The organism is Saccharopolyspora sp. ASAGF58 (genome assembly GCF_012277335.1).
GTDB lineage: Bacteria > Actinomycetota > Actinomycetes > Mycobacteriales > Pseudonocardiaceae > Saccharopolyspora > Saccharopolyspora hattusasensis.
Map to the genome: position 1 here is coordinate 5,193,061 of NZ_CP040605.1, position 24,879 is coordinate 5,217,939.

Below are 24,879 nucleotides of genomic sequence, written 5' to 3' on the forward strand. Positions count from 1 at the left end.
GGTGCCCCGTGGCGATCAGTGACGGGGACATCTCGAGCGTGCTTGCCGCCTACCTCGAATGCTATCCGGAGGGGGCCGCGCTGCTCTCGGAGCCGGTGCGATTGCTGTCTCAAGGTGGGGATTTCGCCTCGCGGCGGAGCTTCCCGGTCCACGTGACTGTCGGTGCGCTGCTTGTTCGCGGTGACGCTGAGATCCTGCTTGTCGAGCACCGCGCGTACGGGATCACGTTGCAGCCTGGAGGTTAGGCCAAGTATTTGAGGCTGTCTCACCCTCCCATCGCGGAGGGTTTCTTTGTGTCCGCCGAGTAGTCTCTCCAGAATCCATTGCCCCGGATGCGTATCCAGCTGCCCCAGCTGCAACGCCACAATCGAATGGAGCAGAAGCGCAGCTCAGCGTCTCCTCGCCGTCGCGTTTGATGACCACAATGCCGGGCGCATACGCATCCGCCAGCGACGCCTCCGGCACGAAGTCGTGCCGCTCGACCGCCAGCGACGCCTCCGGCACGAAGTCGTGCCGCTCGACCGCCAGCGACGCCTCCGGCACGAAGTCGTGCCGCTCGACCGCCAGCGACGCCTCCGGCACGAAGTCGTGCCGCTCGACCGCCAGCGACGCCTCCGGCACGAAGTCGTGCCGCTCGACCGCCAGCGACGCCTCCGGCACGAAGTCGTGCCGCTCGACCGCCAGCGACGCCTCCGGCACGAAGTCGTGCCGCTCGACCGCCAGCGACGCCTGCTCCACCGCGGCAGGCACGGCATACCCCGCTTCTTTGATCCTCTCCAGCATCTCCTCCCGCAGTCGCCGCGGCGACGTGTCCATGACAGCCGAATTCATCGAAACCCCTTGTACTAGCGCAAAAATCGAAACGAGCGCGGAATCCGAACCCGCGCAGCCGCGTGATCGGGTGAGCACGATCCGGCTGCGGCTCGGCGAACCTACAGAGCAGCACCGACGATTCCGGGCCAGGACCAAACCGTCGGCACCACGATCACACGATCAGGGCAGCCACCACGAGCGGCACGTCAACCGGGTCGACCCTGAGCACGGCGACAACACACCCGGACCGCGCAACATCGGTTAGGGAACGGCCCGCGGTCAGGGCTTGTCCGGTGCACCGAGCGTCGCTGGGAAGACCCCGAGTCCTTCGCGGAGGATTCGTCGCACGATCATGTCCAATGTGGAGTCTTCTGAGATGATCGTTTCACTCTCGAAGCCCAGACGGTCGTCCGGGCTATACCACTTGGTCATGTCCTGCACGCTGAACTCGGTGGCCTGCGTACTCGCATGGCAGCGGACTGTCTCCTGCCAGGACACATCGAAGTAATAGAAGATGCTGATTGATCCCCCGGTGGTCCCGGCACAGTTCGTCCAGCATCTCCCGGTACCGCTGGGCGTGGAGGATGCCATCGATGAGGACGTTCCATCCACGGTCCAAAGCGAAACGTGCGATGATGGAGATCAACTCGATGTTGGCGCCGTCTGGCACGCCGCGTTCCTTCAGGATGTCTCTCCGGATGGTGTCCTGCGCCACCCAGGTCAGGCTGCTCCCGAGACATGCACGCAGCGCGCGGGCGGTGGAGGACTTACCAGCCCCGGACGGTCCGCGCAGCACCACCAACCGCGTGTTCTCGGTACCTGTGGGGCTCATGCTCACGGTTCTATCGTGCCCTGCCGACAATCACCGTATCTGGGTCCGTAGCCACGCACCGAGACTGGCGCCGCCGGCCAGCAGCCGGTACAACAACAGTCCCCGTAATCGCAGGTGCCCCCGCTCCGCGCTACCGGAGTAGGTTTCGGGAGCCGCCATCGCTCCGTCACAGTGGCCGGCTGTGCCCTTCGGCGGTACTGCCGAAAACGGCGTCTTTCGCTGCTCGGGATAGGAAGGCTTGGGTCGTGGCGGATAGTCCCATCCGGTTCCAGTGGAAGATCACGTGGAGGGCGGTGATTGCGCGTATTCCTCGGGTGAGCGCACCTTTCTCGCGCAGTGTCCGGAGTTCTCGTCCAGCGTTGTCGAATGCTGCGAGCCAGTCGTGGTCGAGGGCGTCGGTTCGGGGTCTGCCGTGCAGGAGGTGGCTGGTGTCGCGTGTGAAGGAGCGCCACACGTCTGGATCGACAGGTGTGGTGGTGATGCCGGTGCGATGTTCGGCGACTTGTGTCCATACGTCGCCTTGCTCGTTGATGTCGAGTCCTGCGGCTCGCATGAATGTGGTGCAGAGGATGAGGGAGCGTTCCCGCCGGTCAGCGGCACCTTTGAGGAGAAATGGCAGCAGGTGGCGGCTGTCGTGGTGGAACAGCTGGTGGGCGAGGTCCATGCTGGCGGGGCCGCCGAAGGCATGGATCTCGGGCTCGTAGATATCCCGTGTCCATGAGACTCCTTGTATGAGCAGCGCGTGGACTGGGTCGCTGTCTGGGTTGGTGGGGAGATAGCGCACGCGCCATGGGCCTTTGCGGATGAACCACCATTGGGTTATGAGTCCGTCGGCTTCAGCGGAGGGAAGGATGCCGGCCAGGTGGGTGGCGGCGTGGCGTTCCCGCTCGGCGTCGTCGCCGGGGTAGGCGATGTTCACCTGTTTCCATGGAGTCTCGTCCACGAGCAGGGCCTTTCGGTTTAGTGCAGCAGGAGGCAGGCGTCCCAGCCGGTGGTCGTGGTCGCGGCGGTGGTGAGGGTGGCGCCGGCCGTTCCGGTAAGGAATCCCGGGGGTTCGTCGACGTCGGGAGCGGCCTGTTGGTGTCGGTGCAGTGCGAGGGTGAGATCCAGCGGGGTGAGGGCGTCGGCGGCGATACGGCGTGCGGTGGCCAGCAGGCCGCCGGTGCCGTGGCACAGGCTCCTGTCGGTGAGCAGGTCCAGCTGGGCCGAGTTGGTGAGGCAACGGGTGAACGCGCTCTCGGCGTGCGCTCGGCGGCCGGGGTCTCCCAGGGCGAGGCCAGCGAGTTGGAGGACCCGGGCGATACCGGGGGTGCCGTAGCACCACGACGGCCGGAGCGGGCCTGACTGGCTGACGACCGTGCCGCGGTCGAGGTCGGCAAGGGTGACGATCTGCGGCCACCAGGAATCGCCGTGGTCGGTGCGCTGTTCCCAATCGTCGAGCCACTGCAAGATCCGGGTGATCGCATCGATCTGTCCATCGACGGTGATGCCGTCGAGGCGAGTCAGCGCCAAGATCGCGAGTACGCCGGTGATTATCTTGGGTTCCGGAAATGATCTCTGGCACGTGAGGTATGTACGGCGATGACCAACGTGCCTCACAGGTATCAGCGGGGTTTGAGTGATGTTAGAAATCTTCGGGCGTTCTCCTCGATCGTTCCGGCCCGAGAAGGCACTGTCTCCGGTTGACGGCTCGGTTCTGTGGGTTGTGGTGGACGCCGATTACGAATTGCACCCGTATACATCCGCGTACCTGGCTTCTCTTCGCGCTCAGGAGGACGCCTCAGTGAATACCGAGCGCACCTACGCTGGTCGCATCGCCCTATACCTCAGCTACTGCGTCGATCACGGCTTTGACTGGGCTGCTCCGTCGATGAGGAAGCTTGCTGGGTTCCTGCACTGGCTGGTGGACGAGCCACTGCCAGCCAAGGGGCCCAGAGCTCCGGTGAAGCCCAGGTACAGGTCCAAGGGCACTGCCAACGCCATTGCGGGCACGGCTTTCCGGTTCCTGCGGTATTGCGCGCTGCTCGATGAGAGCCCGGTTTCGGCAGAACTGGCGGCGAAGTTGTACGAGCCGAAGGAGCTCCGGCATGCGCCGCCCGGGTACGACCGCGGTGAGGATGGTCAGTTCTCGACTGTCGATGTGAAGACCATCAAGTTCAAGATTGTGGTCCCAGGCTACGAATACCTGACGGACGACGAGATCCGGCAGTTGCTGGACTGTGCGACGCACGCCCGTGACCGTCTGCTGGTCGCGATCTTGGCAGTCACCGGCATGAGGATCGGGGAAGCCCTGGGGTTGCGCCGCGAGGATATGCATCTGCTGGCCAGTTCGAAGGTACTCGGCTGTGACGTCGCTGGCCCGCACGTCCACGTCCGGCGTCGGCAGAACGCCAACGGGGCATTGGCCAAAACCCGTAAGTCCCGGTGGATTCCTGTTGGCGAGGACATTGGCGGGCTCTACGCCGACTACCAGTGGGAGCGCGACCGCGTCCTGGAAGCTGCGGACTGCGACATCGTGTTCGTCAACCTCTTCGCCGCGCCGTTCGGCCAGCCGATGAAGTACCCCAGCACGTACGAACTGTTCCAGCGCCTGGCGAAGAAAGCGGGGTTCGCCGCCCGCCCGCACATGTTCCGTCACTCCGCCATCACCCGGTGGCGCCGTGAGGGCAGGCCAGATCACGTGATCATGGATCTGGCCGGGCACGTGTCGCGGCAGTCCATGGACCAGTACACCCATGCCAGCGACCAGGAGAAGCGTGACGCCGTAAATCAGGTCGCCGCGCTGGGAAAGTCCCTTTGATGACCGTCGCAGTCCTGCCAGCCCAGTCTCCGCGGCCGGATCACGGGCCAGATGACACCCAGGTATTGAATGCGTGGGCAGAGTGGCTCCGCGACCGGCTTGACCCTCAATGGCGCCCCGGCGAATGGGACGCGGACCTGCTCTTGTTCGTCGGCGACCCGAGCAATCCGCGCACCAGCGTCGGGGTCTGCTCGGTCGCTGGATGCGGGGTACCCATTCAGGTCCAGTTGACGGGCTACTGTGCGCCGTGCCGCAAAGCTCACGTTCGCAGTGGCATGACGAGAGAAGAGTTCGAAGCCGCCCATAAGCGGGAGTTCCGTCGCGGCAATGTCACCCGCGGTTCGGCGATCTGCGCGGTGCCGGTCTGCGACAGGAGCGCCCAGGCGCAGGGCCTGTGTGTGAACCACTATCGCAGTTGGGTGAAAGCGCGGAATCGTCCTGGTATCGACAAGGCGGCGTGGATGGCGGCGTTGAAGCCGCTGGCTGATGTGCAGCAATGCCGAGTTCTGGCATGTACGCGAGAGCGGACCAACACGAACGGCTTGTGCCGAACCCACCACAGAAAGTGGCGACAGTGGGCCGGGCGGGCGGATGTCGGCGAGAGTGACGAGGTTGCCGTGGCCCGGTGGGCTGAGCACCAGCCGCCGTCTCTGGCCGTCCATATGTTCTCACTGGCTCCGCTGAGCCCGGTCGCACAGTTGGAGATGCTCTATGCGCTGCAGCAGCGCGATGCACGCGAGCAGCCCCTTTCTCCGCAGGCGGTACGGGGATCTGTTGCCAGGTTGAGCGATGTGCCCAGCATCGCCTTGGCCGGCGACTCGTATCCGGAATGTCGGTGGTCAGGGCGAGGTTCAACCGGGATGGGCGAGGGAACCAGAGCCCTTCTGCACGGAGTTCGATGGGAGATCACTTCCGCCTTCGAGCAGTTCCAGGGTGTGGATCCCACGCAGCAGCGTGTCTGGGACTTGCGGACAGTGAGCCAGGTGCTGCCCTCGTTGAAGAAGGGCGTGAGCCCTCTGCGTAACCGCAGCTCCCTCGACTTCGGGGAGGTACGGCAGGAATGGCTGCGCGAAGCCTTGATGCACTGGGCACGCACCGCGAATCCGAACAGCCATAGCCTGCGCAGGTGGCACATTGCGTGTGTGATCGCCTCACGGGCATTGGAGTTGCGGCCAGATGGTGGCATGGATCCGGGCAAGCTCCGGTTCTCGGACGTGACCGCTGTCGTGGAGGGCTTCAAGCGGGCTGTGAACCAAAACGGTGAGCTGTACTCGTCCTCGTTTCAGGGGCACCTTCTGGCAAACTTCTTTGAACTTCTGGAGTTCGGCAGGCGTGAGGGGGTACTCGATGGGCTCTCTCCGCGGTTCGTCCGACACCCGGGGCACCACAGGATCAAAGAGGTCGAGGAGAACGAGGAAGAGATCGGCAAGGCGATCCCGGAGTTGGTGATCCGCCAGCTCGACGGGCACGTCGACCTGCTGGGCAACGGGTTTCCCTACGGGGACCTTCCTCCTGATGCTGTCAACGCGATGTTCCGCACGGCGTATGTGATCCTTCGGGATACTGGTCGACGTCCGGCCGAGGTTGCCGGACTCGATGTGGACTGCCTTGAGTTCGACCACGGCGAGTACCAGTTGGTCTGGCACAACATGAAGGGCCGTCGGCGGCGTCGCCGCCTGCCGATCCATCAGGAGACCGCCGATGCCGTTAGAGATTGGCAAAAGATCCGTGTTGGGCTGGACCTGCCGAGCAGCAGCGCGCGCCATCTCCTTCCCGCGATCACCAACCGCTATCGGCACCTTGATTCGGGGAACCTCTCGCGGTGCATCCGGTCATGGGTCGACTCGATTCCCGTCCTGGACTCCGAGAAACTGGGGCCGGAGGGCACGCCGCTGCCGTTCGACCGATCCAAGATCTTCCCCTATGCCTTCCGGCACACCTTCTTTATCTGTAGCGCCTTTGCCTCTGTGAGGGACGTGGGTTTCGCGGCGTGACACGCCGGTGCCGTACAGATATCCGACACCTTTGGGCACGGCGGTTACGTTTGTCACGATGAACTCGTTCTGTGCCGAACGGGCGGTTTCACCACTTGATGGGTCCGAGCTGTGGGTGGTGCTCGATCCCCGGTACCTCGTGCACCGGGAGGCCAGTGACTTCCTGCGGGCGTTGCACGGGGCTGGTCGGTCGCCTCACACGATCCGGGTCTATGCCGGGCGGGTGGCGAGATTCCTCGCCTGGTGCGGCGATCAGGGGGTCGAGTGGTCATCGATCAGTCTGGCGAATTTGGCCCGTTTCAAGCATGTTGTCGAAGCCACGCCTTACCGCGGTGGGCGACTGCGGTCGGGCGCCACGGTCAACGCCACGCTGACCGCGGTGTGCGAGTTCCTCCGGTTTTGCGCCAGAACTGGAGTGATCGACATGGTGGTGGCCGATCGGTTGGCCGAGCCGCGGTGGTTGCGGTTCACGCCGCCGGGGTTCGATTCCGGCGAGTTCGGCCAGTTCCGCACGGTGCGGGCCCGGGCGTTGAAAGCGCGGACGCAGACACGGTTTCCGGAGGCGCTGACCGACGAGCAGATCGAGGGGGTGCTGGCGTGTTGTCGCCGGCCCCGCGAACGCTTCATGGTGATCTTGCTTCGGGACACAGGGTTGCGGATCGGTGAGGCGTTGGGGCTGCGCCGGGCGGACATGCATCTGCTGCCGGACTCGCGTGGGTTGGGCTGCGTGGTGGTGGGCGCGCACGTGCACGTGCGGCACCGGGCCAACCCGAACGGGGCGTTGGCGAAGTCTCGGTTCCCGCGTACGGTGCCGGCCAGCGACGCGGTGCTGGCGGCCTACGCCGACTATCAGCACGAGCGGGCCGGGCTGGTCGGAGACGACGCGACCGAGATGGTGTTGGTCAACCTCTACCGCGCTCCGTTCGGCGCGCCGATGACCTATTGGGCGGCGAAGGGCTTTTTCGACCGTCTGGCCCGTGCCTGCGGGTTTCCCGTTCGCCCGCACATGCTGCGCCATTCCGCGGCCACGAACTGGGTGCGCGCCGGGGTCGATCTGGATGTGGTACAGGCGCTTCTTGGACACGTCTCGCTAGCGTCGACGACTGTTTACCTGCATGCCCGTGACGAGGACAAGCGTCGTGCGGTGGAGGCCGTGGCGGCGGGGAGGCGATACCGGTGAGCCGACGTGTGCTGCGGGTCGTGGACACCGGGCAGGTCGTGCGTCGACCTGATGAGGCGGGATGGCTGCAGTGGCTGCGGGCGCGCCTGGATCCGGGCTGGCGCGTTGGTGAGTGGGACGGCCAGATTCTGCTGTTTACCGGCGATCTGGCCTCGCCCCGGACGGCGGCGTGGCCGTGCCGGACCCCTGGGTGCCCGACCGTGACGCGCCGCCCGTCAGGGCGGTGTGACGGGTGCCGCCGGGCTCGTATCAGCGCGCGAATGGGGTGGGCGGAGTTCGATACCGCCCCACCCGGGCGGGCGACCCGCCCGCTGCGACCCGGACGGTGTTCGGTGGCCGGCTGTGGGGGTGATCTGCACTGCAGCGGTCTGTGTTTCCGGCATGAACGCTTGTGGGGCAAGAATCGCCGCGAGCCGGTAGCGGCGTTCATCGCCCGGGCTCGGCCGCTGACCCGGGCCGCCGACTGTCGGGTCGCGGGCTGCGACCGGGAGCACGTCACCCGGCGTGGATTGTGTCGTTTCCACGACAACCGGCTCAAACGCCAGTATCAGATCGCGGCGTTGTCGGGTGAGGAGCTGGATACCTGGATCGTTGCCCAGCGGCCCCTGCTGGGTGGGCATCAGTTCTCCCTGGCCGGGCTGCCGGAGATGCTGGCCGTGGAGCTGCTTTACGCGTTGCAGTGCCGGGATCAGGCGCCGCCGCCGCTGGACCCGACCGAGGTGCGGATCCTGCTGGCGCGCTTGGACAAGGCGTCTTCGCTGCGTGAGGCCGACCCGCAGGTCGTCTGCGAGTCCGGCGGCATGCAGTACAACACCTCAACCCGCGGGCTGTTTCGGGACTTGCGCCGGCACCTGGACCGGGCCTGGGTCCAGTACGCCGGCGTGGACCCGTTCGTCGGCGACGTGTGGCAGGTCGCGTTGCTCGACTTGCCGATCAACGCCTCCCGCCGCTGGCCTGCCACCCAGGGAGTGGTCGACTTCCGCGTGATCGAACTGGGCTGGTTGCGTGAGATCGTCAAGGATTGGGCTCGGGTCACCCGGCCCTACCTGCAGCGGCTGCGGGAGTCGCTGCGCGCCTGCCAGACCGCCTCGCACTCCCTGATCGCTGCCGGTCGCACCGACCCGGCCAGCCTGGACGCCGGCGACTTCACGCGCATTCTCGACGCGATCGGCACGCAGCAGCGCGACGACGGGATCCTGTATTCGGCCTCGCATCGCAACCTGATGCTTTACCAGTTCTGCGAGGTCATCGAGCACGGCCGCGCGGCCGGGTTGATGACCGCAGTGCCCGACCCGTTCCGACCCGCCCGTCGGCACCGGGTGCGCGACGATCCCAACGAGGACGAGTTGGGCAAAGCGTTGCCCGAGAACGTGATCCGCCAGCTCGACGCCCACTTGGATCTGCTCGGCCCGACCGGTCGAGGCGGTCCACTCACTGCCGCCGACCTGCAACTGATGCACCAGACGATCTACAGGATCCTGCGCGACACCGGGCGGCGCCCCGGCGAAGTGGTCAGCCTGCGTCTCGGCTGCGTCGAGGTCATCGACGGGCAGCACAACCTGATCTACGACAACCACAAGGCCGGCCGGATGCGCCGCCGACTCCCGATCACTACGGACACGGCCCAGGCGATCACATCCTGGCAGCAACACCGGACCCAACTGTCCACACCGGACAGTCAGCGGCAGTGGTTGTTCCCCAGCCCGCTGCTGCGCGCACACCAGTCCCGCGGACACCTCACGTCGGCCTGCGTGGGCCGGGCGTTCAAGGGCTGGGTCGGCCGGATCGGCGTCATCAACTCCGAGCTGCTCGGCCCCGACGGCACCCCGGCGCCGTTCGACCCGTCACTGGTTACCCCGTACGCGCTGCGCCATAGCTACGCCCAGCGTCACGCGGACGCCGGAGTGCCGGTCGACGTGCTCAAAGAGCTGATGGATCACGCTGCCGTGTCCACCACGATGGGCTACTACTCCGTTGGGCTCAAACGCAAGCAGCAGGCCATTCGCATGGTCGGGGCGCTGGCCGTCGACGCCACGGGAAACCCCGCCCCCTTCACCAGCCCGACCGCCTACCAACAGGCCTCGGTGTCGGTGCCCTTCGGCAACTGCACCGAACCGTCCAACGTCAAAGCCGGCGGTGCGGCCTGCCCGATCCGTTTCCAGTGCGCCGGCTGCGGTTTCTACCGGCCCGACCCGTCCTACCTGCCCGCCCTCGAACAGCACATCGCCGAGCTGCGCACCAACCGGGAAACCGCCGAAGCGATCGGTGCCGCGGCCTACGTCATCGACAACCTCACCGCGGAGATCGGCGCGTTCACTCGCGTCGCCGAGCAGATGCGCCACCGGCTCGCCGAGCTGACTTCCGGTGAGCGCGAGGAAGTCGAGCACGCCAGCACACTGCTGCGCCGCGCCCGGGCCGCCCGACAACTCCCCGTGATCACCAACCCTCCACCCCACGGAGCCGCCGGATGACCACCACCTCCGACCGCACCGCCGGGCTGCGCGCCGCCCGAGCCAAGGACAGCGCCGATAAGCGCCGACGCGCCCTCACCGCCATCCACGCGCTGGAAGCCGCTGGCACCCCGATCACCGCAGCCGCCGTCGCCAGAACCGCCGGAGTCTCCACCTGGCTCGTCTACACCGACGGCCTGCGCGAACAACTCGACGCCGCCCGCCGCCGCCAGACCCCACCCGCCAGCAGCGGGCCCCGCACCACCAGACCCGGCAACCCAGCACCGCCCACACCGGCCGGACTACGCACCGACCTCGCCCTCGCCCAAGCCGAAATCCGCCGACTGCGCACCGACAATGACAAGCTGCGCCACCGGCTCCGCCTCCAACTCGGCACCGAGATCGACGGACCCGACCCGCGCGAACTGATCACACGCGTCGCCGACCTGGAATCCCTCACCCGACAACTACTCGCCGAACGCGACGCCCGCACCACCGAAACCAACGATGCCCAGCGCCGCATCCACGAACTCGAAGACGACCTCACCGCCGCCCGCGAAAGCCTGCGACGTGTGATCAAAGACCACAACCGACCCCTATGAACACCCACACAAGCCCAGCCACGTGACCCACGTGCCCAACACCCGAAACCACCACAGACCAGCACTTTTACAAGATCAGCTACAGATAACCTTCGGCCAGCGCTACGCGGACGCCGGAGTGCAGCTGCATGTCCTCCAGTCCCTCATGGATCACAAGTCGGCAAACACGACGTCCTCGTACTATCAGGTGTCGAAGAAGATGAAGCGCGCGGCGGTGGACACCCTGCGGGTCCACGCGACGGACCGGCACGGCAGCTCTGCGCCGAGGGCTTCGGCGGCGGCATACGAGGTTCGGTCGGTCGCCGTGCCGTGGGGCAACTGCGTCGAGCCGTCCAACGTCAAAGCCGGAGGCAAAGCCTGCCCGATCCGCTTCCAGTGTTCCGGGTGCTCCTCCTACCGGCCCGACCCGTCACACCTACCCGCCATCGAAGACCACGTCCGAAGCCTGAAGGCAAACCTGGAGCTCGCCCGTGCGATGAGTACGGCCGACTACACCATCCGGGGCCTGGAGGGTGAGATCGCCGACTACCAGAACGTGATCAGCAAGATGAAGGCGAAGCTGGAATCCATGTCCGACGAGGAACGCCACGAGATCCAGGAGGCCAGCAAGGTTCTACGGCGCCTGCGCGCCGGCGCCGCATCCGGGCCAGTTGCCCTGCCCATGCCCGTCGTCCGCCCGACCGAGGAGATCAGGCAGTGACCGCCAAGCGCACACCCGGCGATGTGCTTCGGGACGCCAGGAAGCGAGACAGCCTGGCCAAACGAGCGCGAGTTCTCGCGGTCGTGGATGACATGAAGGCCACGGGCGAGCCGATCACGTTCCTCGGCGTCGCCAGGGCTGCCGGGGTGTCGAACTGGCTCGTCTACGCCGAGGGCGTGCGCGAGCACATCGAAGCCGCCCGCAAGACCCAGCAAGGAGTTCGGCGCCGTGAACGCCAGTCAGGCACCTCGGCCAGCACTGCAAGCCTCGCAGTCGATCTGGAGTTGACCCGCGCCGAGCTGAGGCGGACTCGGGAAGAACGAGACCGGCTACGAGCGAAGGTTCAGCGCGGGTTGGGGCAGCAAGTTGCCCAGGCTGGCAACGTCGAGTTGGAGAAGCGCATCCGAGAGCTTGGTGACGAACTACAACAGCGCAACGCCGCGCTCGCCAAGGCGTGGTCAGAGCGGGACGAACTCCAAGGGAAATTGAGCGAGGCGGAGGATACCGTAGCCGCGCTCAGGAGGTCGTTGAAGCAGATGATGCGGGACCAGCGCATCTGAACCGCCGCTGGCTGCGGCGGTCAGACTGGGAGCGCGCTGCGGGGGCCGGTGCGGTGGATCCGCTGGCCGTGTATGGCTCGCCCGCCCAGTACGTCGAGGATGGGGGTGATGGCGTGTTCGGGGTCGATGTCGGCCCGGCAGGTGAACACGTCGAGGTGGGCGAGTTGGTGTTCGGGCCAGGTGGACACGGTCAGGTGGGACTCGGCGAGGACGAGCACGCAGGTAGTGCCGTGGGGTTGGAAGAGGACCGGGAGTTCACCGAGGACGGTGCAGCCGAGCTGGCTGGCAGTAGCGCGCATAGCGTCCAGCAGCGTGCCGGTATCGGGAGCGGGCATGGTGCAACCGGTGATGTCGTAAACGGCGTGGATCACGTCAACCTCCAGCCAGTCAGGCAGTGCTTGCGTTCGGGGTCCGATTTCGCAGGTGGGAGCAGATGAGGTCGGCGAGGTAGTCAACGGTGTAGGTGCGGTGCAGTCGGCGTGGCTCGGCTGCCCAGCGTGTGACTTCCTGCCAGAGGGCGTCCAGGACGTCGTCGCCGTGGTCGTCGAGCAGCAGGTCGAGGTTGACAAAACCTTCGGGCAGGTCGGCGTACGCGGCGCCGTAGCGCACGTACAGGGTTTTGCTCAGCTTCCCCCCGGTGCGGTCCGAGCACGAGTGGGGTGAAGATGCTGACCGGCCATTGCCGCACCGGGACTTTGAGGGCGGCCAGTGCGGGGGCGAGAACGTGGGCGTACCAGCCGCCGCCCCAGTCGGCGCCGTCGATGGAGACCGAGCATGCGTCGTAGAGGTGGCGTTCGGCGGCGAGCAGGTATGTCTTCTGGATGGAGCGGACGGGTGTGTTGGCGTCGTACCAGCCGCCGGTGCCGGTGACGTCGATCGTTTCGCGATATCTGCCGTGTAGCGGGCAGACGGAGTCCAGGTGGACTTGGCCTTCACCTGGGGTGATGGTCAGGTGCCGGGCGGATTTATCCATCAGCCGGCATTCAGGGCAGCGGGGCCGGACGCGGACGATGCCATCGGTGGGGGCAACGATCGGCCGGAAGTCGTCGAGCCGGGAGGCGATGGCATGCAGGCATTCCCGGACCGGCCTCAGTCCTTGGTAGACCGAGTACGGCCGGAACTCATACCGGATGTGGGAGCGTGCCGCGGCCCAGTCCAGCAGCCGTTGGAAGCCGGAGACGCGCTCGACGCGGTCGAGGTGGCCGGAGTCGATGAGATCGCCGACGGTACGGGTGTAGGTCTCGCCGTCGATCTCCACCGTTTCGCCGGGGGCGTTTTCCAAGGCGTCGAAGATGACGGTGGCCGGAAGGTTCAGTTGCTCGGCGGCGTGGGCGGTGAGGGCGAAGACGGTGAGCACTGTGACTACGGTGCCCAGGTGAGGTGTGCCGTTGAGCTGGGCCGCGGTGGTGACCCGTAGCCGCTGCCGCCCGCGGGCGGCAGAACGCAGCAGGTCGGTGTTGTCACGGGTGAGGTGCGCGATCCCCACCGGAGCAAAAATCAGTTCGTTTGGTGTCGGCTGGTTCGTAGTGCTGATCGCGGGCATGGTGTCTTCCTTCCGATGTAGATCCACACGGCGGTGAAATCGGGATCGGGGATCGGGATCCGTTTGAGCAGCAGCAGGTGCACTCCAGCGCGGGTAGCGGCGGTGGTGTAGAGCTGCCTGGTCAGCTCGACTCGGCTCGGGGCGTGGCGGGCGACCCAGTTCGCTCCACCTACCCACCCGCCGGGTGCCAGCAGGCGGTGAATGTGGGCGAAGCTGGTTGTGAAGTGGTTGGCGTCGCGGCACAAACCGAGCAAGCCGAACTGGGTGACCAGGTTGAATGACTGTCCGATGAGCCTCGGGTCCGTCGGTGGCAGGCTCGAGAGAAAGTCGGCTTGGATGAGCGCGGTCAGGGATCGGCAGCGTGCTTCGAAGGCATCTGGGTCGGTGCGTCCGCATAATTCCAGTGCGGTGACGTGGATACCTCGTGGCTGGGCGGTGGTAACGAACTGCCGGAGGATCTCCAGGCGCTGTGTGTCGATGTCGACCGCGACGAGGCGCTGGGCGCGCAGGGCGGTGGCCCATAGCATCGATTCGGATCCGCACCCGAGATCAGCCCATGTCGTCACGGGCGGGATCTGCATCAATGCCGCGAGGATGTCCTCGGTGCCGAGGCCGAAGCGGAACTGCTCGGCGTAGTAGCGCCGCCAGTACTCTTGTGCTCCCGCCACGGTTCCTTCGCTGTTCACGGCTTAGCCCCGGCCGCAGCCAGAACCTCGGACATCCCGTCCTGGCCGGGCAGGAATCGCACACGACCGAATCCCGCAGTGGTAAACGCATCGCGGAGGTCGGCGGCGTTGAACAGCGCCAACTCGATGGCCGTGGCGTGCAGGCTGGACCTTGCCGGGCTGCGGTAGTCGAACTGGATCTGCAGCCGTTCGCCGTGGCGGTGCTGGCGTCGGCGCCGTAGCACCGCCCCGCCGGCCTGCTCGGGGTGAAACCACCGGTCGGCGAACCACACGCCGTGCTGACGGGCGGGGTCGTAGAAGCCCGCCGTGTCGACTCCGCCGCCAGGGTGGACACAGGCCACCTGCGCCAGCACCACCGCCCAGGGCGCGACAGCGGCCCGTAACACCATGAGCAGCTCGACAAGAGCGGTTTGGCACGCAAGTTGGTTGAGCGCGGCGTTCGGGACGACGATCAGGCCCACGCTGGTCAGATCCGGTGGCTGCTGGACATAAGCCAGGTGGCGGCGTGTTTTCTCATCAGATAGGCCACTGTGCACGGCGTTTTCCGTGGCGGCGGCGAGCATCGCGGCACTGGCATCCACGAGGGTCACCGCCAGTGCTGACCGGGCGTAGTCGGCAAGGAAATGACCAGCGCCACATGGGATTTCCGCGACATGATCGACCGCTGGGAGCAAGCCGCGCAACAGCCGTGGGCGTGCGAGGTGCGCTGTCTCGGCGCGGGCGAACGCGGCTCGCCGCTGGTAGGACTCGATGACGGCCTCGGTGCCGGTGCCGGTGCCGGTAGTGGTCACGAGGCGACTCCGAAGTACGCGGCGTGTTCCCGGCAGACCGGGTGCACCAGCTCCCCGTCGTGGGCGATTCGCGCCGTCGCCACCGCGGGGTCGGCGTCACCGAAAAGGACGACCCGGGCCAGACGTACCAGGTAGGGCAGAGCGTTGGTCGTGTACGCCTCGGTTGCGGTCACCGGCACCAGCGCGGGGAGCGCGTCGAGTTTGATGTGCAGCACCCCGTGGACCACGCGCGGTGGTTCACCGGGCTCCTGCACCCCTCCGGCGGTCGGCAGGTAGCCGTCGCCGTAACCACAGGTGGCGTCAACGATGACCGAGCCGGGTTTCATGTCCTGCAGGTCCGCTTCGCTGATCATCGGCAGGGTGTCGAAAGTGGACACCAGGATTGCGCCGATGACCAGATCAGCCTGGGAGATCAGTTCCCGGCGAATCCGTGCGGTGTTGACCGCTACCCGTACCCCGGTGGGGGCGTGCGGCCGGTATTCATCCGCCGATCCTTCGCACCGAGTCAGCACGGTCACCCTGGCACCTAAAGCGGCGGCGGTGCGTGCGGCGGCCGAGCCGACGTTGCCGGAGCCGATCACGACCACCGTGGCCGGACGGCGCCTGCGACCTCGGCGAGAAGGACACCGCGCCCGCTGGATTCCTGGAGCGCCTGCGCGCCGCGTAGAGCGGCTTGGATCCCGGCGATCTGCCCGCCCGGGGCGGCCAGCGGGAACCGACCGTGCTCGGCAAGGAACTCGTAGCTGTAGGCCGAGATCTTGCTGTCCATGAGTGCGGAGAGCATGGCAGGGTTGCCTTCGGCATGAAACAGCGCCCCGAGGGCCTGCCTCGGCCGCAGGCGTCCCAGATCGGCGGGGTTGGTGCACTTGTAGCGCAGCACCAGCGGAGCCGCCCATACCCGATCGGGATCTGCGAACCGCACGCCTTCGGCAGCGAGATGGGCGTCTGGACAGAACACCCCAGCCGCCACGTCGGGCTCAGCCAGCACCGTGAATCCGGCGTCCCTCAGGCAGCGCGCCACCGCAGGCGTCAACAGCGTGCGCCGGTCACCGGGAACGGACTCGCGGGGAAAGCCAACAACAGCTGCGTCGAGGTTGGGCATGTGCGCCTCCAGGAACCAGTCAAGGAAACAACAGGTACTGGAAGCGTCACCCGACGTGACCTGCTGAACCAGATCACCGGATGTACCAGCCTTGCGCACCGCTTGTCGACGCGTTGTTCACTCTGGCATCGAAAACCCAGGTCACCACGCATAACACCGTGCCCGAACTCAGCGCGGAGCATCCAGGTGACTACACTTCGTGCTCCTGCATGACCGCGTCGTGATCGCGAATGACAGGAGCTGAGTGTGCAGGACGGCCTCTTCGACACAGCAGACGCCACGCTCACACCTGAGCGGGTCTTGATGTCGCTGAACCCCGAGTACTACAAGCTGATCTGGCAACGATTGAAGCGGCACGAGTTCCGTCGCCGCTTTCTGCAAGGACGCCCCACAACGTGGTACGTCTACCTCACCACGCCCCTCTCCACGCTGGCCGCAGTGATCGACCTCGACGAAGCCATCGTGGACACCCCACGGTCGATCGCCGACCTCGCCGAGCAGGCCCGCGTGGGCAACGGAGCGTCGGTGTTCGAGTATCTCCAAGACCTGAAACGCGGATTCGCACTGCCCATCAAGAACGTCCGTGAATATGCCGGATTCACCGCTGACGAATTGGCCGACATGCTCGGTGGGTTCCACCCGCCGCAGGGCTACATACTGATCGACAAGCACCCCACGTGGGCGGGAGTGTGCGACAAGCTGATCTCAACGGATGTGGTGCGAGAGCTGGTCGTGGAGCATCCCGCGCCCATAACCTGATCAAGGGAAAGGGGAAAGCTGAAAACTGAGGGGTGCCAATGACCGGGCGCACACGTCACAGGAGTCCGACGGTCGCACATGGTGTTTCCCCGCTACGGCAGGCTCGTCGAGCGATTCCCGCCACGCTGGAGCAAGTGTGCGAAGACCTCGACAAACAGTCCCGCGACGGCTCGTCAGGGATCACTCCGAGCATGCTGTCTGGCTGGGAGCTCGGCAAACACATCACCAGCATCCGCTACCGACGGGTGCTCGCCGAGTACTACAGCCAGCCGCCGGAAGTGCTTTTCGCTCACCAAGACCAGCAGCTCACCGCCGCCACCGAGACACCCCGCCTGCTGGTCGGCCATCACGATCTCCGCGACGCCATGACCGAAGTCGTCCGCAACGCCCACCGCTACCTCGCCGTACTGGGATCTCGATCCCGCGACACTGCCTATCTCGAGACCATCGAAACCGTGCTGGCGCAGCGCCCCGAATTGGTGCACTACCGCGTGCTGTTCGGCCCACCGCACCACCAAGTCCTCAAAGACCATCTGCTGCGGCTGCTGGAGATCCGTGACCCGCAGGACCGAAGCCTCGGGGTGAAAACACTGCATATCAGCATCATCGACGACCACCCCAGAACGCCAGAGCGGTTCTTCTGCGTCTCCGAATCCGTCGCTGTCATCCCGGTGGCGTCGCTGACCTCCGCCGAAGCGTTCGACTCCGGTGTGCTGTTTGAGGCCGGCGTGGCCGAGAGGCTGATCGACCACACCCGCCAGTGCTACGCCGCTGGACGCAAGGTCGAGACGAACCAAGCGCTGCGGGAGTTGCCGACAGTGCGAAGCTAAAGACCCAACGGATGCCCACCAGGGACCCGGTTGGAGGGAGGTGCCGGTCGTGAACGCGATCAACCATGGCGGTGAGCACGACGTGCTGGCCGCTGCTAAGGAAGACCACGAGTCAGTGATCGAGTTGACCCGCGACCTGGTCGCCATTCCCAGCCGGGGCGGTGTCGACTCCTACGATCCGGTGCTCAATCGACTCAGCATCTGGCTTGAGCAGCGCCACCTCGCCGCCACCGTGCTCAAGGACAAGACCGGCGCCACCGTCGGTCTGACCTGCGAAGTCAAGGGGGCTCGTCCCGGTCCCCGATGGGTCCTGGACGCCTGCCTGGACACTGCGCCCTTCGGCGACGAACACGCCTGGACTCATCCACCAACCTCGGCCGTCATCGACGACGGCTGGCTCTACGGCCGGGGCAGCGCCGACTCCAAGCCTGCAGCCGCGATCTTCTGCCACATCGCCGCTCGCCTGGCCACTACTCCGAGCACGCTGCGAGGCAGCCTCGTGCTGCTGTTCGATGTCGACGAGCACACCGGCGGCTTCGGCGGAGCCAAGCGCTACTTCGAGGGCTTGGACGCGCCCGACGACGTCGTCGGCGTGATGATCGGCTACCCCGGCATGGACAAGCTCGTCATTGGCGGACGCGGCGTGCACCGCGCCAAGCTGCACGTGCACGGTGTGGCCTCGCACTCCGGCGGCAGCAAGACCACCCCCAGCGCCATCGAAAAGGCCGCGAACCTCATCAGGGTGCTCTCCACCGCCGAACTTCCCGACGGCACCAGCCCCGAATTCCCGCTGCCAGGCAAGCTCACCGCCACCGCCATCCAGGGCGGCGAAGGCTACTCGGTCACCCCGGACCTGTGCACGGTCAACGTCGACATCCGCACCACCCCCACCTTCAACGACGAAGCCGCCAGCCACCTCCTGGAACACCTCGTCGCCGGTGTCGACGACGCCTGGCCGGGTACTCGGCCCACACTCATCCAGGTCGACACCTGCTGGCCCGCCTACGCCCTCGACGAGAAATCCCGGCTACGCACCGCCCTCCTCGACGCCGCCAAGACCACCGGGGTCCATGTAGAAGCCAAAATTGCCGGACCGTCCAACATCGGCAACTACCTCGCCGGACTCGGCATCCCCGCCACCGCCGGCTTCGGCGTCACCTACACCGGCCTGCACGGCACCGATGAACGCGCCCGCCTGGACACCATCCCCACCGTGCAAGCCACCTACCACAAGGCAGTCCTTCAGCTCATGGCGTAGGCGATCAGCTAGCTCACGCAGAACCCGCCACAACTTTCTCGAAACTAAGGCCGTCTCATGGCCGGTCGGACACCGCAGCGTGCCTCACGTGTCATAACTACCGATCTCACAGTGACCTGCGAGAAAGACTTGACACCCTAGATAACACAGATCCCGTGGGCGAGACCGTGGTTGGAATGGCCACCAGGAGGCCCTTGTCTGAGGCGTTCAGGACCGTCCGGGCACCACCAACCCGGCAGCCCGCCGATCGGTTCAGTGAGGCGAACCAGGTAGGCCAAGACGTCGCGGAGAAGATCGTGGTCGCCGTTGCGGCGCAAAACGACGGCGAGACCGGCCAGTCCGCCGATGAGGTCGTACTCGAAGAGCGCGGGACGCTCGCGCCGGTCGATCCGGGCGTGGGCCGCCTCCAGTTGGTGGCGGGTGACCGTAGCGGTACCGGCGTCCACGGTCGCCGTGGCCTGGGCGAGGCCCGGGCGCTCACCAGCGCCGTGCAGGACGAAGGACAGGGCAGGGGCTCCGTGGTAGAGGCTGGCGGAGTGCGTGATGCTGACGCCGTCAGCCACCGCCTGCTGCAAGGTCGCATTCGCCGCCTCCCAGGTTCCCGTGCCGGTGCGGGCCTGCTCGATATGCAACAGGGCGATGCCCGCGGCGCCGCCGCTGAGTGACTGCGCCGGTCTCATGCGCGCTCCCGGGAACGCAGGGTGTGGGCGGTCTCGCGAGCGAGGCGCAGACAGTAGCGTTCGGATGCGGAATCCACGCCGATCATCCGAGCGTGGTGCAGGTGCAGAAGATCAGCCAGGAGTGGGTCCGGGTCAAGGCCGTCCCGGTCGGCGTGGTCCCGGTAGTCGGCCAAAGCATGCTGGAGCCGATCGTCATCGACGTCGCGGAGTGCCCGCAGTACTTGCTTTCGGCGGGCACCGATCGGCCGCTGATCCGCTGGAGTCTGACCTCGGTGATCAACGTGCTCGATGAGCCATTCCGGGCCGCTGGCGGTGAAGCCGGTCGCGATGCGGATCAGGCCGGCCGCTGTCGTGATCTCCCGGTCCCCGGATAGGCGCCGCACGACCAGGTGGGAGTCGGCGGCGAACACGGTCTCGGCGGCGGCCAGAGTCGCACCGGTGCCGAATCGGGCCTCGGGCCGGTAGGTGTTGAGCGTGTAGTCGTGCAGCAGCCCGTCGGCGGCCAGGGAGTCGGCCCAACACCCGAGCCGCTCGGCGGTGGGCCCGAACCCGTCGGGCTCGCGCAGCGGGATCCGTACCCGCAGGTGGGGTTTGGGTTCGTGGTAGCGGATGAACCACCAGCCCTCCCCGATCAGGTCATCGAGCTCCCAGGCCTGGGCGAGGATGTCATCGCAGCGGCCGAACAGCCGCGCATACAGCCACGGCGACAAGCCCGACCGGTGTTCGACAGTTCCGGCGGCCCGCGCCGGCCGCACACGCTCCGAGGAGGGGCTCTGTGTTCGGGCGAGGGTGAGGCAGACTCCGTGAGCCCGGCCGCCGATCCAGCCCGCCTGGTCGGAGGTTTCGGTCAGGATCGCCTTCGGCCGGCGGTGAAGGTGGTTGCGCAGCAGCGCCAGATGGGCTGGTTCGTCCAGGTCGAGCCGGATGCGCCGATCGTCGGCGCCCAGAAACACCGCCGAGGGGATCTTGTAGGGCTCTCGGAGCTGTTCCCAGGCCGTGAGCCAGGTGGACAACGGCGCGTCCGGATTCGGTAACTGTGCGGCGATGATCACCCACCGCGCGGAGTGCAGGATGGATCGCCCGTGCCGAATGCGCGGGAGGAACGGAAGTTCTCCGGCCAGTGGCCCCCAGCTAAACGGGCGGCAGGGTGCGCAGAAGGCTGTCCAGATCTCGGTGAGGAACCGCGTGAGTGGCTGCTGACCGTCACGCAGGTTCACCGCAGTGAACAGCATCGGCTCGACGGGACGACCGTCGGACCGCGAAACGAGCCACAGCCGCCGTGCATCACTGGTGACGGCCAGATCGTCCACAGTGATCCCAGGAGTCTGCTGAAATTCCCCTAAGGGCAGCACGGGCAAGATTTCAGACACCATGGCCACGGCGGTCATCTTGCGGGCCAGCGGCGGCGCGGAGATCTGCACCGGTCGAGCGCCGGGCATCGCGATCGGCAGTTCCCGGTACGCGCGCCGGAACCGCTGCTGTTCGGTGTCATTGAGAAGACTTCGTGTCCGTTGACACGTCCTCGATCATCTGGCGTTTGAGGGCAGCCATGGCATGCGGCGAGCAGTTCCTGGCCATCTCGTGCGCGTACGAGAGGGTGGTCTCCAGGAGGTCGGCTCGCGGGGCGACAAATTGCGCCAGACCGTAGTCCGCAGCTTCGGTGCCCGTGATACACGTGCGCTCAGCAAGAGGTCGAGCGCTCGGCCGCGGCCGACGATCCTCGGCAGGAGCCAGGAGATGCCGTGCTCGCCGATCAAGCCGCGCTCGACGAATGCGGTGGTTAGCTTTGCCTCTGTGGCAACAAAGCGGACGTCGGCGTGTAGCGCGATGGCCAGCCCAAGCCCGGCGCAACTACCGTTGAGTTCACCGCAAGTCCCTCGACAGATCCGGTCAGTGACTCCGGCTTGAGCAGGGTGGAGAGCCGCTCCTCGTCGATGAGTCCTTGGCTCCGCACGAGTTCAGCGACGCTCACCCCCGTCTCAAGCGCGAGCTTCGCGACCTGGCTTGCCGCGTGGTAGCCGATCACCGGAGTCAGCGCCGTGGCGAGTCCGATCGAGCCTCGAACGGTGGCCCGGAGTTGGTCGGTGTTCGCCGCGATCCCGGAGACGCATCGCTCCGCGAAGACTGTACAACTGGCCGTGAGGTGGCGGGCGCTGGTCAGGAGGCAATGCGCGATGATCGGCTCGAACGCGTTGAGCTGGAGTTGACCTGCCTCGGCAGCCATGGTGACCGTGATGTCGTGGCCGATGGTTTCGAACGCCACCTGATTGACCGTCTCCGGGATGACGGGGTTCACCTTCCCGGGCATGATGCTCGAACCCGCCTGGACCGCCGGCAGCCGCAGCTCGGCGAACCCCGAGACCGGCCCGGAGGATAGGAGCCGTAGATCGTTTGCGATCTTGGACAGCTTCACAGCCAGCCCTCGTAGAGCGCCGGAGACGTGCACAAAGGCGCTGGCGTCCTGGGTCGCCTCGATCAGGTTCGGTGCGGTCACGAGGCTGAGGCCGGCCAGACCGCTCAGCTCCTCGGCCACGAGTTGCACATACCGCGGGTGGGTGTTGATCGAGGTTCCGATTGCGGTGGCGCCGAGATTGATCCGACGCAGCAGCTTCTGGGCGTCCCGGAGTCTGTCGATCTCCGCGGCTAGGGTGTCCGCATAGGCCCCGAACTCCTGGCCCAGCGTCATGGGCACGGCCTCCTGGAGTTGGGTTCGGCCGATCTTCACGGTGTGGTCGAACTCTTGAGCCTTCGCCTGAAATGCCCTGTACAGGGCATCCACAGCGCAGACGAGCCGCTCGGTAGCCGCGTGCACGGCGAGCCGCACCGCGGTTGGGTACACGTCGTTGGTGCTCTGCCCTAGATTGACGTGCTCGAGCGGATGGACGTGCTCGTACTCACCCTTGGCGTGCCCGAGCTTTTCGAGCGCGCGGTTGGCGACGACCTCGTTCACGTTCATATTCGTGGACGTACCTGCGCCGCCTTGGATGACGTCGACCACGAACGCTTCGTGCAGCGAACCGGATCGAATCTCCTCGCACGCTTCCGTAATGGCAGCCGCCCGACGTCGCTCCAGCAGCCGCAACTGCCCGTTGGTGGCCGCAGCGGCCTGTTTGACGAGCGCCAGCGCAGACACCAGGTCTGGATGCGTAGCGAGCGATTGGCCCGAGATTCCGAAGTTCTCGAAGGCCCGGAGCGTATGGATGCCCCAGTAAGCGTCGGCGGGCACCTCGCGGGTCCCGAGGAGATCGTGTTCGGTGCGAGTGGCTCGCTCAGTCGTTCCGTTTGCGTTCATGAACACGTCGTCGTGGGCGTCCTGGTCCAGGTGTGGCACGTGCTCAGCGCTCCATCACGCCGAGACGGAGCAAGTGGCCATGGTCGATCACGTGCTCGCCGGCGAGCACGACGTGGGCAAGGTCCGCGTCGATCTCGGAGAACAGAAGGACGTCGGCATCCGCTCCCGGGGTGAGGCGCCCCTTGTGGGACCAGCGGTGCAGATCGGCGACGCTTGTCGATGTGACCCGTGCAGCCGTCTCGATGTCCACGTCGTCTCGTCGAGCCAGCTCCTGGAAGACCTCCAGGATCATAGGCGGGCGCAGCCGGATGAGATCCAGATCGCTGTTGCCGTGTTGGTGGGCGATGTTGCCGCCTGAATCGGAGCTCACCGTAATGCTCGCGGGCGATACTCCGGCCCTGAGCATCTGCACTACCGCCGCCGAGGGAAGCACTGAGCCCTCGCATCCATGCTTGGGCGAGAGCCCGCTGGTCACATCGGCCACGGCCCCCTGCAGGGCGAACTGGGTCGCCTCCTCGAGGAGTCGATCGGTCCAGTTGACATGCGTGATCTGGAAGTGTGACGCGACCGAGCCTCCGCCACCGTGCATCGCTGACCAGTGCGCGTCATCGCCGAACTCGTACCTGGCAACGACCTCCCGGACGACACTGATGCCCGCGGGCAGTACTCCAGCGTGGACGTGGATGACGCCGTGCTTACCCGCCATCTGTGCACCGCTGAGAACCTGCCAGACCAGATGATGGAGCTGGTCGGGGGTCCACGGCGGCGCCATGAAGTCGGAGATCGCGATCTTGGCACCAAGCGCCTTCTCGAAGAGAAGCATGTCCATGGAGAGCGACTGGGAGAGAGTGATGGACGGGTTGCTGTACCCACTGGACCAGAAGTAGGTGCTCAGCCCTTCCGCCTCCAGGCTGCGCGCCTTTTGGAAGAGGTTTGTCATCGACCGTGACAGGTAGTCGGCACCAGGGCAGCCGACGGCCGTTGTGATGCCGGACCCGACCACTTCGCTGAAGCTGAAGTCGGGTTCGCGAGAGATCGGGCCGGCGCCGATGCTCCCCGCCCCTGTGAAATGCAAATGGGAGTCGATGAAGCCGGGCACGGCGAACATCCCGGTCCCATCGATCTCACGGAACTCGACTCCGGGAATGACCGGCTCCTCACCGATCGAGAGGATCTTGCCGTCGAAGAGGTACAGGTCGGTTCGCCCCTGAGGCGTCGGATCGAACAAGTCGACGTTGCGGAGCTTCAGGGCGTCGTTGCGCGCAGGCATAGTTGGTCTTTTCTTCCATGTGGAGTCGCGAGCGGTCGTCATCGAACCAGGGGGATGCGGCAGCTGCGGTTCGCCGCAGGAACGCGGTGAAGTGGTGAGTGTGTTGAACGGACCATGCCGCCAGGAGGGCTGTGGCGTGGTCGAGTCTGCTAGCCGAGCGAGGGCGGGCTGACCACCCAGAGCGCCTCGCCGGGTACGTCGCCGATGTTGGTGATTTGGTGGGGAGTCGACGTTCGGTACTCCAGGCTGTCGCCCTCGTCGAGTACGAAGTCCTGCCCGCCGAGCCGGAACTCGAACCGGCCGCGGAGGATGACCACGACTTCGTGTGAGTCCCCGTGTGTGTAGTCGTCGCCGCCGCTGCCGGCGCCCGGCTCGTACTCGGTGACGGTTACTTCCACCTCGGCGAGTGGAGGTCGGGTGATCTGGTAGTTCCGGACGCCCTGCTCGGTCCAGAGCGTCGGACGGTCCGCACGACGGAGAACCAGGCCTGTGGTCGTCGTCGTGGTGAACAGGTCCCCGAAGGAGACACCTAGCGCACCCGAGAGCTTCCGGAGGATCTCAATGCTGGCGTTGGCCCGGCCGTTCTCGATCTGGCTGATGAAGGCCGGGCTAACTCCGGCATGCGCACCGAGCTGCCGAACGGTCACTTTGCGAAGTCGGCGAAACTCCCGAAGTCGCTTGCCGAGAGCCAGGCCCTCTTCCGAGACCGCAGACATGGGTGTGGTTGCCTCTCGACC

General features: G+C 66.1%; 27 protein-coding genes and 1 pseudogene. 11 read left to right on the plus strand and 17 right to left on the minus strand.

Annotated features, from left to right (window positions below):
* Positions 1-8 precede the first annotated feature (8 nt).
* On the plus strand, positions 9-245 hold the full coding sequence (locus FDZ84_RS24540) for a hypothetical protein (protein WP_210435086.1): 237 nt from the start codon (positions 9-11) through the stop codon (positions 243-245).
* On the opposite strand, the gene FDZ84_RS24545 is transcribed toward FDZ84_RS24540, so the two are convergent.
* The 4 genes from FDZ84_RS24545 to FDZ84_RS24560 form a co-directional block, all read right to left on the minus strand.
* Complete coding sequence (locus FDZ84_RS24545; RefSeq protein WP_168587818.1) at positions 223-831, minus strand: hypothetical protein; 609 nt, start codon at positions 829-831, stop codon at positions 223-225. The genes FDZ84_RS24540 and FDZ84_RS24545 overlap by 23 nt on opposite strands.
* Positions 832-1,228: 397 nt before the next feature.
* Entirely contained in the window at positions 1,229-1,645 is a 417-nt protein-coding gene (locus FDZ84_RS24550) for an AAA family ATPase (RefSeq protein WP_246869223.1), read from the minus strand.
* A 166-nt stretch (positions 1,646-1,811) separates the two neighbouring features.
* The gene (locus tag FDZ84_RS24555; RefSeq protein ID WP_210435087.1) at positions 1,812-2,564 is read right to left on the minus strand and encodes a thiopeptide-type bacteriocin biosynthesis protein; all 753 of its coding nucleotides are present in this window, start codon (positions 2,562-2,564) and stop codon (positions 1,812-1,814) included.
* Between the two features lie 41 nt (positions 2,565-2,605).
* On the minus strand, positions 2,606-3,244 hold the full coding sequence (locus FDZ84_RS24560; RefSeq protein WP_305852017.1) for a lanthionine synthetase LanC family protein: 639 nt from the start codon (positions 3,242-3,244) through the stop codon (positions 2,606-2,608).
* 109 nt (positions 3,245-3,353) lie between these two features.
* Here FDZ84_RS24560 and FDZ84_RS24565 point away from each other — a divergent pair, with 109 nt between their 5' ends.
* From FDZ84_RS24565 to FDZ84_RS24595, 7 genes are all read left to right on the plus strand, one after another.
* Positions 3,354-4,445, plus strand: coding sequence for a tyrosine-type recombinase/integrase (locus tag FDZ84_RS24565; RefSeq protein ID WP_210435089.1), 1,092 nt, complete (start codon positions 3,354-3,356; stop codon positions 4,443-4,445).
* A 275-nt stretch (positions 4,446-4,720) separates the two neighbouring features.
* On the plus strand, positions 4,721-6,439 hold the full coding sequence (locus FDZ84_RS24570) for a site-specific integrase (RefSeq protein WP_168587820.1): 1,719 nt from the start codon (positions 4,721-4,723) through the stop codon (positions 6,437-6,439).
* A gap of 58 nt (positions 6,440-6,497) precedes the next feature.
* Entirely contained in the window at positions 6,498-7,619 is a 1,122-nt protein-coding gene (locus tag FDZ84_RS24575) for a tyrosine-type recombinase/integrase (protein WP_168587821.1), read from the plus strand.
* A gap of 389 nt (positions 7,620-8,008) precedes the next feature.
* Complete coding sequence (locus FDZ84_RS24580; protein ID WP_168587822.1) at positions 8,009-10,090, plus strand: tyrosine-type recombinase/integrase; 2,082 nt, start codon at positions 8,009-8,011, stop codon at positions 10,088-10,090.
* Positions 10,087-10,671: a hypothetical protein gene (locus tag FDZ84_RS24585; RefSeq protein ID WP_168587823.1), complete on the plus strand. Its 585-nt coding sequence runs from the start codon at positions 10,087-10,089 to the stop codon at positions 10,669-10,671. Before FDZ84_RS24580 ends, FDZ84_RS24585 begins: the two co-directional genes overlap by 4 nt.
* 118 nt (positions 10,672-10,789) lie before the next feature.
* The gene (locus FDZ84_RS24590) at positions 10,790-11,371 is read left to right on the plus strand and encodes a hypothetical protein (RefSeq protein WP_210435090.1); all 582 of its coding nucleotides are present in this window, start codon (positions 10,790-10,792) and stop codon (positions 11,369-11,371) included.
* Complete coding sequence (locus tag FDZ84_RS24595) at positions 11,368-11,931, plus strand: DUF6262 family protein (protein WP_168587825.1); 564 nt, start codon at positions 11,368-11,370, stop codon at positions 11,929-11,931. The genes FDZ84_RS24590 and FDZ84_RS24595 overlap by 4 nt, the downstream gene beginning before the upstream one ends.
* Positions 11,932-11,951: 20 nt before the next feature.
* Here FDZ84_RS24595 and speD read toward each other — a convergent pair whose 3' ends face one another.
* From speD to FDZ84_RS39250, 6 genes are all read right to left on the minus strand, one after another.
* Positions 11,952-12,302 carry an adenosylmethionine decarboxylase gene (gene speD / locus FDZ84_RS24600; protein ID WP_246868390.1) on the minus strand — a complete coding sequence of 117 codons (351 nt, stop codon included), beginning with the start codon at positions 12,300-12,302 and terminating at the stop codon, positions 11,952-11,954.
* Between the two features lie 80 nt (positions 12,303-12,382).
* Positions 12,383-13,474, minus strand: coding sequence for a hypothetical protein (locus FDZ84_RS24605; RefSeq protein ID WP_246868391.1), 1,092 nt, complete (start codon positions 13,472-13,474; stop codon positions 12,383-12,385).
* Entirely contained in the window at positions 13,429-14,142 is a 714-nt protein-coding gene (locus FDZ84_RS24610) for a class I SAM-dependent methyltransferase (RefSeq protein WP_246868392.1), read from the minus strand. The genes FDZ84_RS24605 and FDZ84_RS24610 overlap by 46 nt, the downstream gene beginning before the upstream one ends.
* Before the next feature lie 14 nt (positions 14,143-14,156).
* Positions 14,157-14,951 carry a methyltransferase domain-containing protein gene (locus FDZ84_RS24615; protein ID WP_168587827.1) on the minus strand — a complete coding sequence of 265 codons (795 nt, stop codon included), beginning with the start codon at positions 14,949-14,951 and terminating at the stop codon, positions 14,157-14,159.
* Positions 14,948-15,538 (minus strand): NAD(P)-dependent oxidoreductase, encoded by a 591-nt coding sequence (locus FDZ84_RS39245; protein WP_246868393.1) that lies wholly within the window; start codon positions 15,536-15,538, stop codon positions 14,948-14,950. Before FDZ84_RS39245 ends, FDZ84_RS24615 begins: the two co-directional genes overlap by 4 nt.
* The gene (locus FDZ84_RS39250) at positions 15,529-16,053 is read right to left on the minus strand and encodes a hypothetical protein (RefSeq protein ID WP_246868394.1); all 525 of its coding nucleotides are present in this window, start codon (positions 16,051-16,053) and stop codon (positions 15,529-15,531) included. The genes FDZ84_RS39245 and FDZ84_RS39250 overlap by 10 nt, the downstream gene beginning before the upstream one ends.
* Positions 16,054-16,299: 246 nt before the next feature.
* Between FDZ84_RS39250 and FDZ84_RS24625 the strand changes: the two genes are divergently transcribed.
* From FDZ84_RS24625 to FDZ84_RS24635, 3 genes are all read left to right on the plus strand, one after another.
* Positions 16,300-16,812 carry a hypothetical protein gene (locus FDZ84_RS24625; RefSeq protein WP_210435091.1) on the plus strand — a complete coding sequence of 171 codons (513 nt, stop codon included), beginning with the start codon at positions 16,300-16,302 and terminating at the stop codon, positions 16,810-16,812.
* 191 nt (positions 16,813-17,003) lie between these two features.
* Positions 17,004-17,642 carry an XRE family transcriptional regulator gene (locus FDZ84_RS24630; RefSeq protein ID WP_168584122.1) on the plus strand — a complete coding sequence of 213 codons (639 nt, stop codon included), beginning with the start codon at positions 17,004-17,006 and terminating at the stop codon, positions 17,640-17,642.
* 49 nt (positions 17,643-17,691) lie between these two features.
* Entirely contained in the window at positions 17,692-18,900 is a 1,209-nt protein-coding gene (locus tag FDZ84_RS24635) for a M20 family metallopeptidase (protein ID WP_246868395.1), read from the plus strand.
* Positions 18,901-19,037: 137 nt separating this feature from the next.
* On the opposite strand, the gene FDZ84_RS24640 is transcribed toward FDZ84_RS24635, so the two are convergent.
* The 7 genes and pseudogenes from FDZ84_RS24640 to FDZ84_RS24665 all read right to left on the minus strand — a co-directional run bounded on the left by FDZ84_RS24640 (position 19,038) and on the right by FDZ84_RS24665 (position 24,858).
* Positions 19,038-19,580, minus strand: a complete 543-nt coding sequence (locus tag FDZ84_RS24640; RefSeq protein WP_168587828.1) for a lanthionine synthetase LanC family protein — start codon at positions 19,578-19,580, stop codon at positions 19,038-19,040.
* Positions 19,577-20,335 carry a thiopeptide-type bacteriocin biosynthesis protein gene (locus tag FDZ84_RS40090; RefSeq protein WP_256413773.1) on the minus strand — a complete coding sequence of 253 codons (759 nt, stop codon included), beginning with the start codon at positions 20,333-20,335 and terminating at the stop codon, positions 19,577-19,579. Before FDZ84_RS40090 ends, FDZ84_RS24640 begins: the two co-directional genes overlap by 4 nt.
* A 141-nt stretch (positions 20,336-20,476) precedes the next feature.
* Positions 20,477-21,079: pseudogene (locus FDZ84_RS40095) on the minus strand (lantibiotic dehydratase); the annotation flags it as partial.
* Positions 21,080-21,106: 27 nt separating this feature from the next.
* Entirely contained in the window at positions 21,107-21,466 is a 360-nt protein-coding gene (locus FDZ84_RS40940) for an enoyl-CoA hydratase-related protein (RefSeq protein ID WP_168590327.1), read from the minus strand.
* Positions 21,361-22,872, minus strand: a complete 1,512-nt coding sequence (locus FDZ84_RS24655) for an aspartate ammonia-lyase (protein ID WP_168590328.1) — start codon at positions 22,870-22,872, stop codon at positions 21,361-21,363. Before FDZ84_RS24655 ends, FDZ84_RS40940 begins: the two co-directional genes overlap by 106 nt.
* Positions 22,873-22,915: 43 nt before the next feature.
* Complete coding sequence (locus FDZ84_RS24660) at positions 22,916-24,142, minus strand: amidohydrolase family protein (protein ID WP_168587830.1); 1,227 nt, start codon at positions 24,140-24,142, stop codon at positions 22,916-22,918.
* A gap of 149 nt (positions 24,143-24,291) precedes the next feature.
* Positions 24,292-24,858 (minus strand): helix-turn-helix domain-containing protein, encoded by a 567-nt coding sequence (locus FDZ84_RS24665; RefSeq protein ID WP_168587831.1) that lies wholly within the window; start codon positions 24,856-24,858, stop codon positions 24,292-24,294.
* Positions 24,859-24,879: the final 21 nt, after the last annotated feature.

What these genes read in the sequence shown, in the direction of transcription:
- FDZ84_RS24665 (WP_168587831.1), bottom strand. Translation starts at nt 24,858, where the DNA reads ATGTCTGCGGTCTCGGAAGAGGGCCTGGCTCTCGGCAAGCGACTTCGG.
- FDZ84_RS24585 (WP_168587823.1), top strand. Translation starts at nt 10,087, where the DNA reads ATGACCACCACCTCCGACCGCACCGCCGGGCTGCGCGCCGCCCGAGCC.
- FDZ84_RS24655 (WP_168590328.1), bottom strand. Translation starts at nt 22,872, where the DNA reads ATGAACGCAAACGGAACGACTGAGCGAGCCACTCGCACCGAACACGAT.
- FDZ84_RS24640 (WP_168587828.1), bottom strand. Translation starts at nt 19,580, where the DNA reads ATGAGACCGGCGCAGTCACTCAGCGGCGGCGCCGCGGGCATCGCCCTG.
- FDZ84_RS24660 (WP_168587830.1), bottom strand. Translation starts at nt 24,142, where the DNA reads ATGCCTGCGCGCAACGACGCCCTGAAGCTCCGCAACGTCGACTTGTTC.
- FDZ84_RS39250 (WP_246868394.1), bottom strand. Translation starts at nt 16,053, where the DNA reads ATGCCCAACCTCGACGCAGCTGTTGTTGGCTTTCCCCGCGAGTCCGTT.
- FDZ84_RS24550 (WP_246869223.1), bottom strand. Translation starts at nt 1,645, where the DNA reads ATGAGCCCCACAGGTACCGAGAACACGCGGTTGGTGGTGCTGCGCGGA.
- FDZ84_RS24545 (WP_168587818.1), bottom strand. Translation starts at nt 831, where the DNA reads ATGAATTCGGCTGTCATGGACACGTCGCCGCGGCGACTGCGGGAGGAG.
- FDZ84_RS24575 (WP_168587821.1), top strand. Translation starts at nt 6,498, where the DNA reads ATGAACTCGTTCTGTGCCGAACGGGCGGTTTCACCACTTGATGGGTCC.
- FDZ84_RS24605 (WP_246868391.1), bottom strand. Translation starts at nt 13,474, where the DNA reads ATGCCCGCGATCAGCACTACGAACCAGCCGACACCAAACGAACTGATT.
- FDZ84_RS24630 (WP_168584122.1), top strand. Translation starts at nt 17,004, where the DNA reads ATGCTGTCTGGCTGGGAGCTCGGCAAACACATCACCAGCATCCGCTAC.
- FDZ84_RS24570 (WP_168587820.1), top strand. Translation starts at nt 4,721, where the DNA reads ATGACGAGAGAAGAGTTCGAAGCCGCCCATAAGCGGGAGTTCCGTCGC.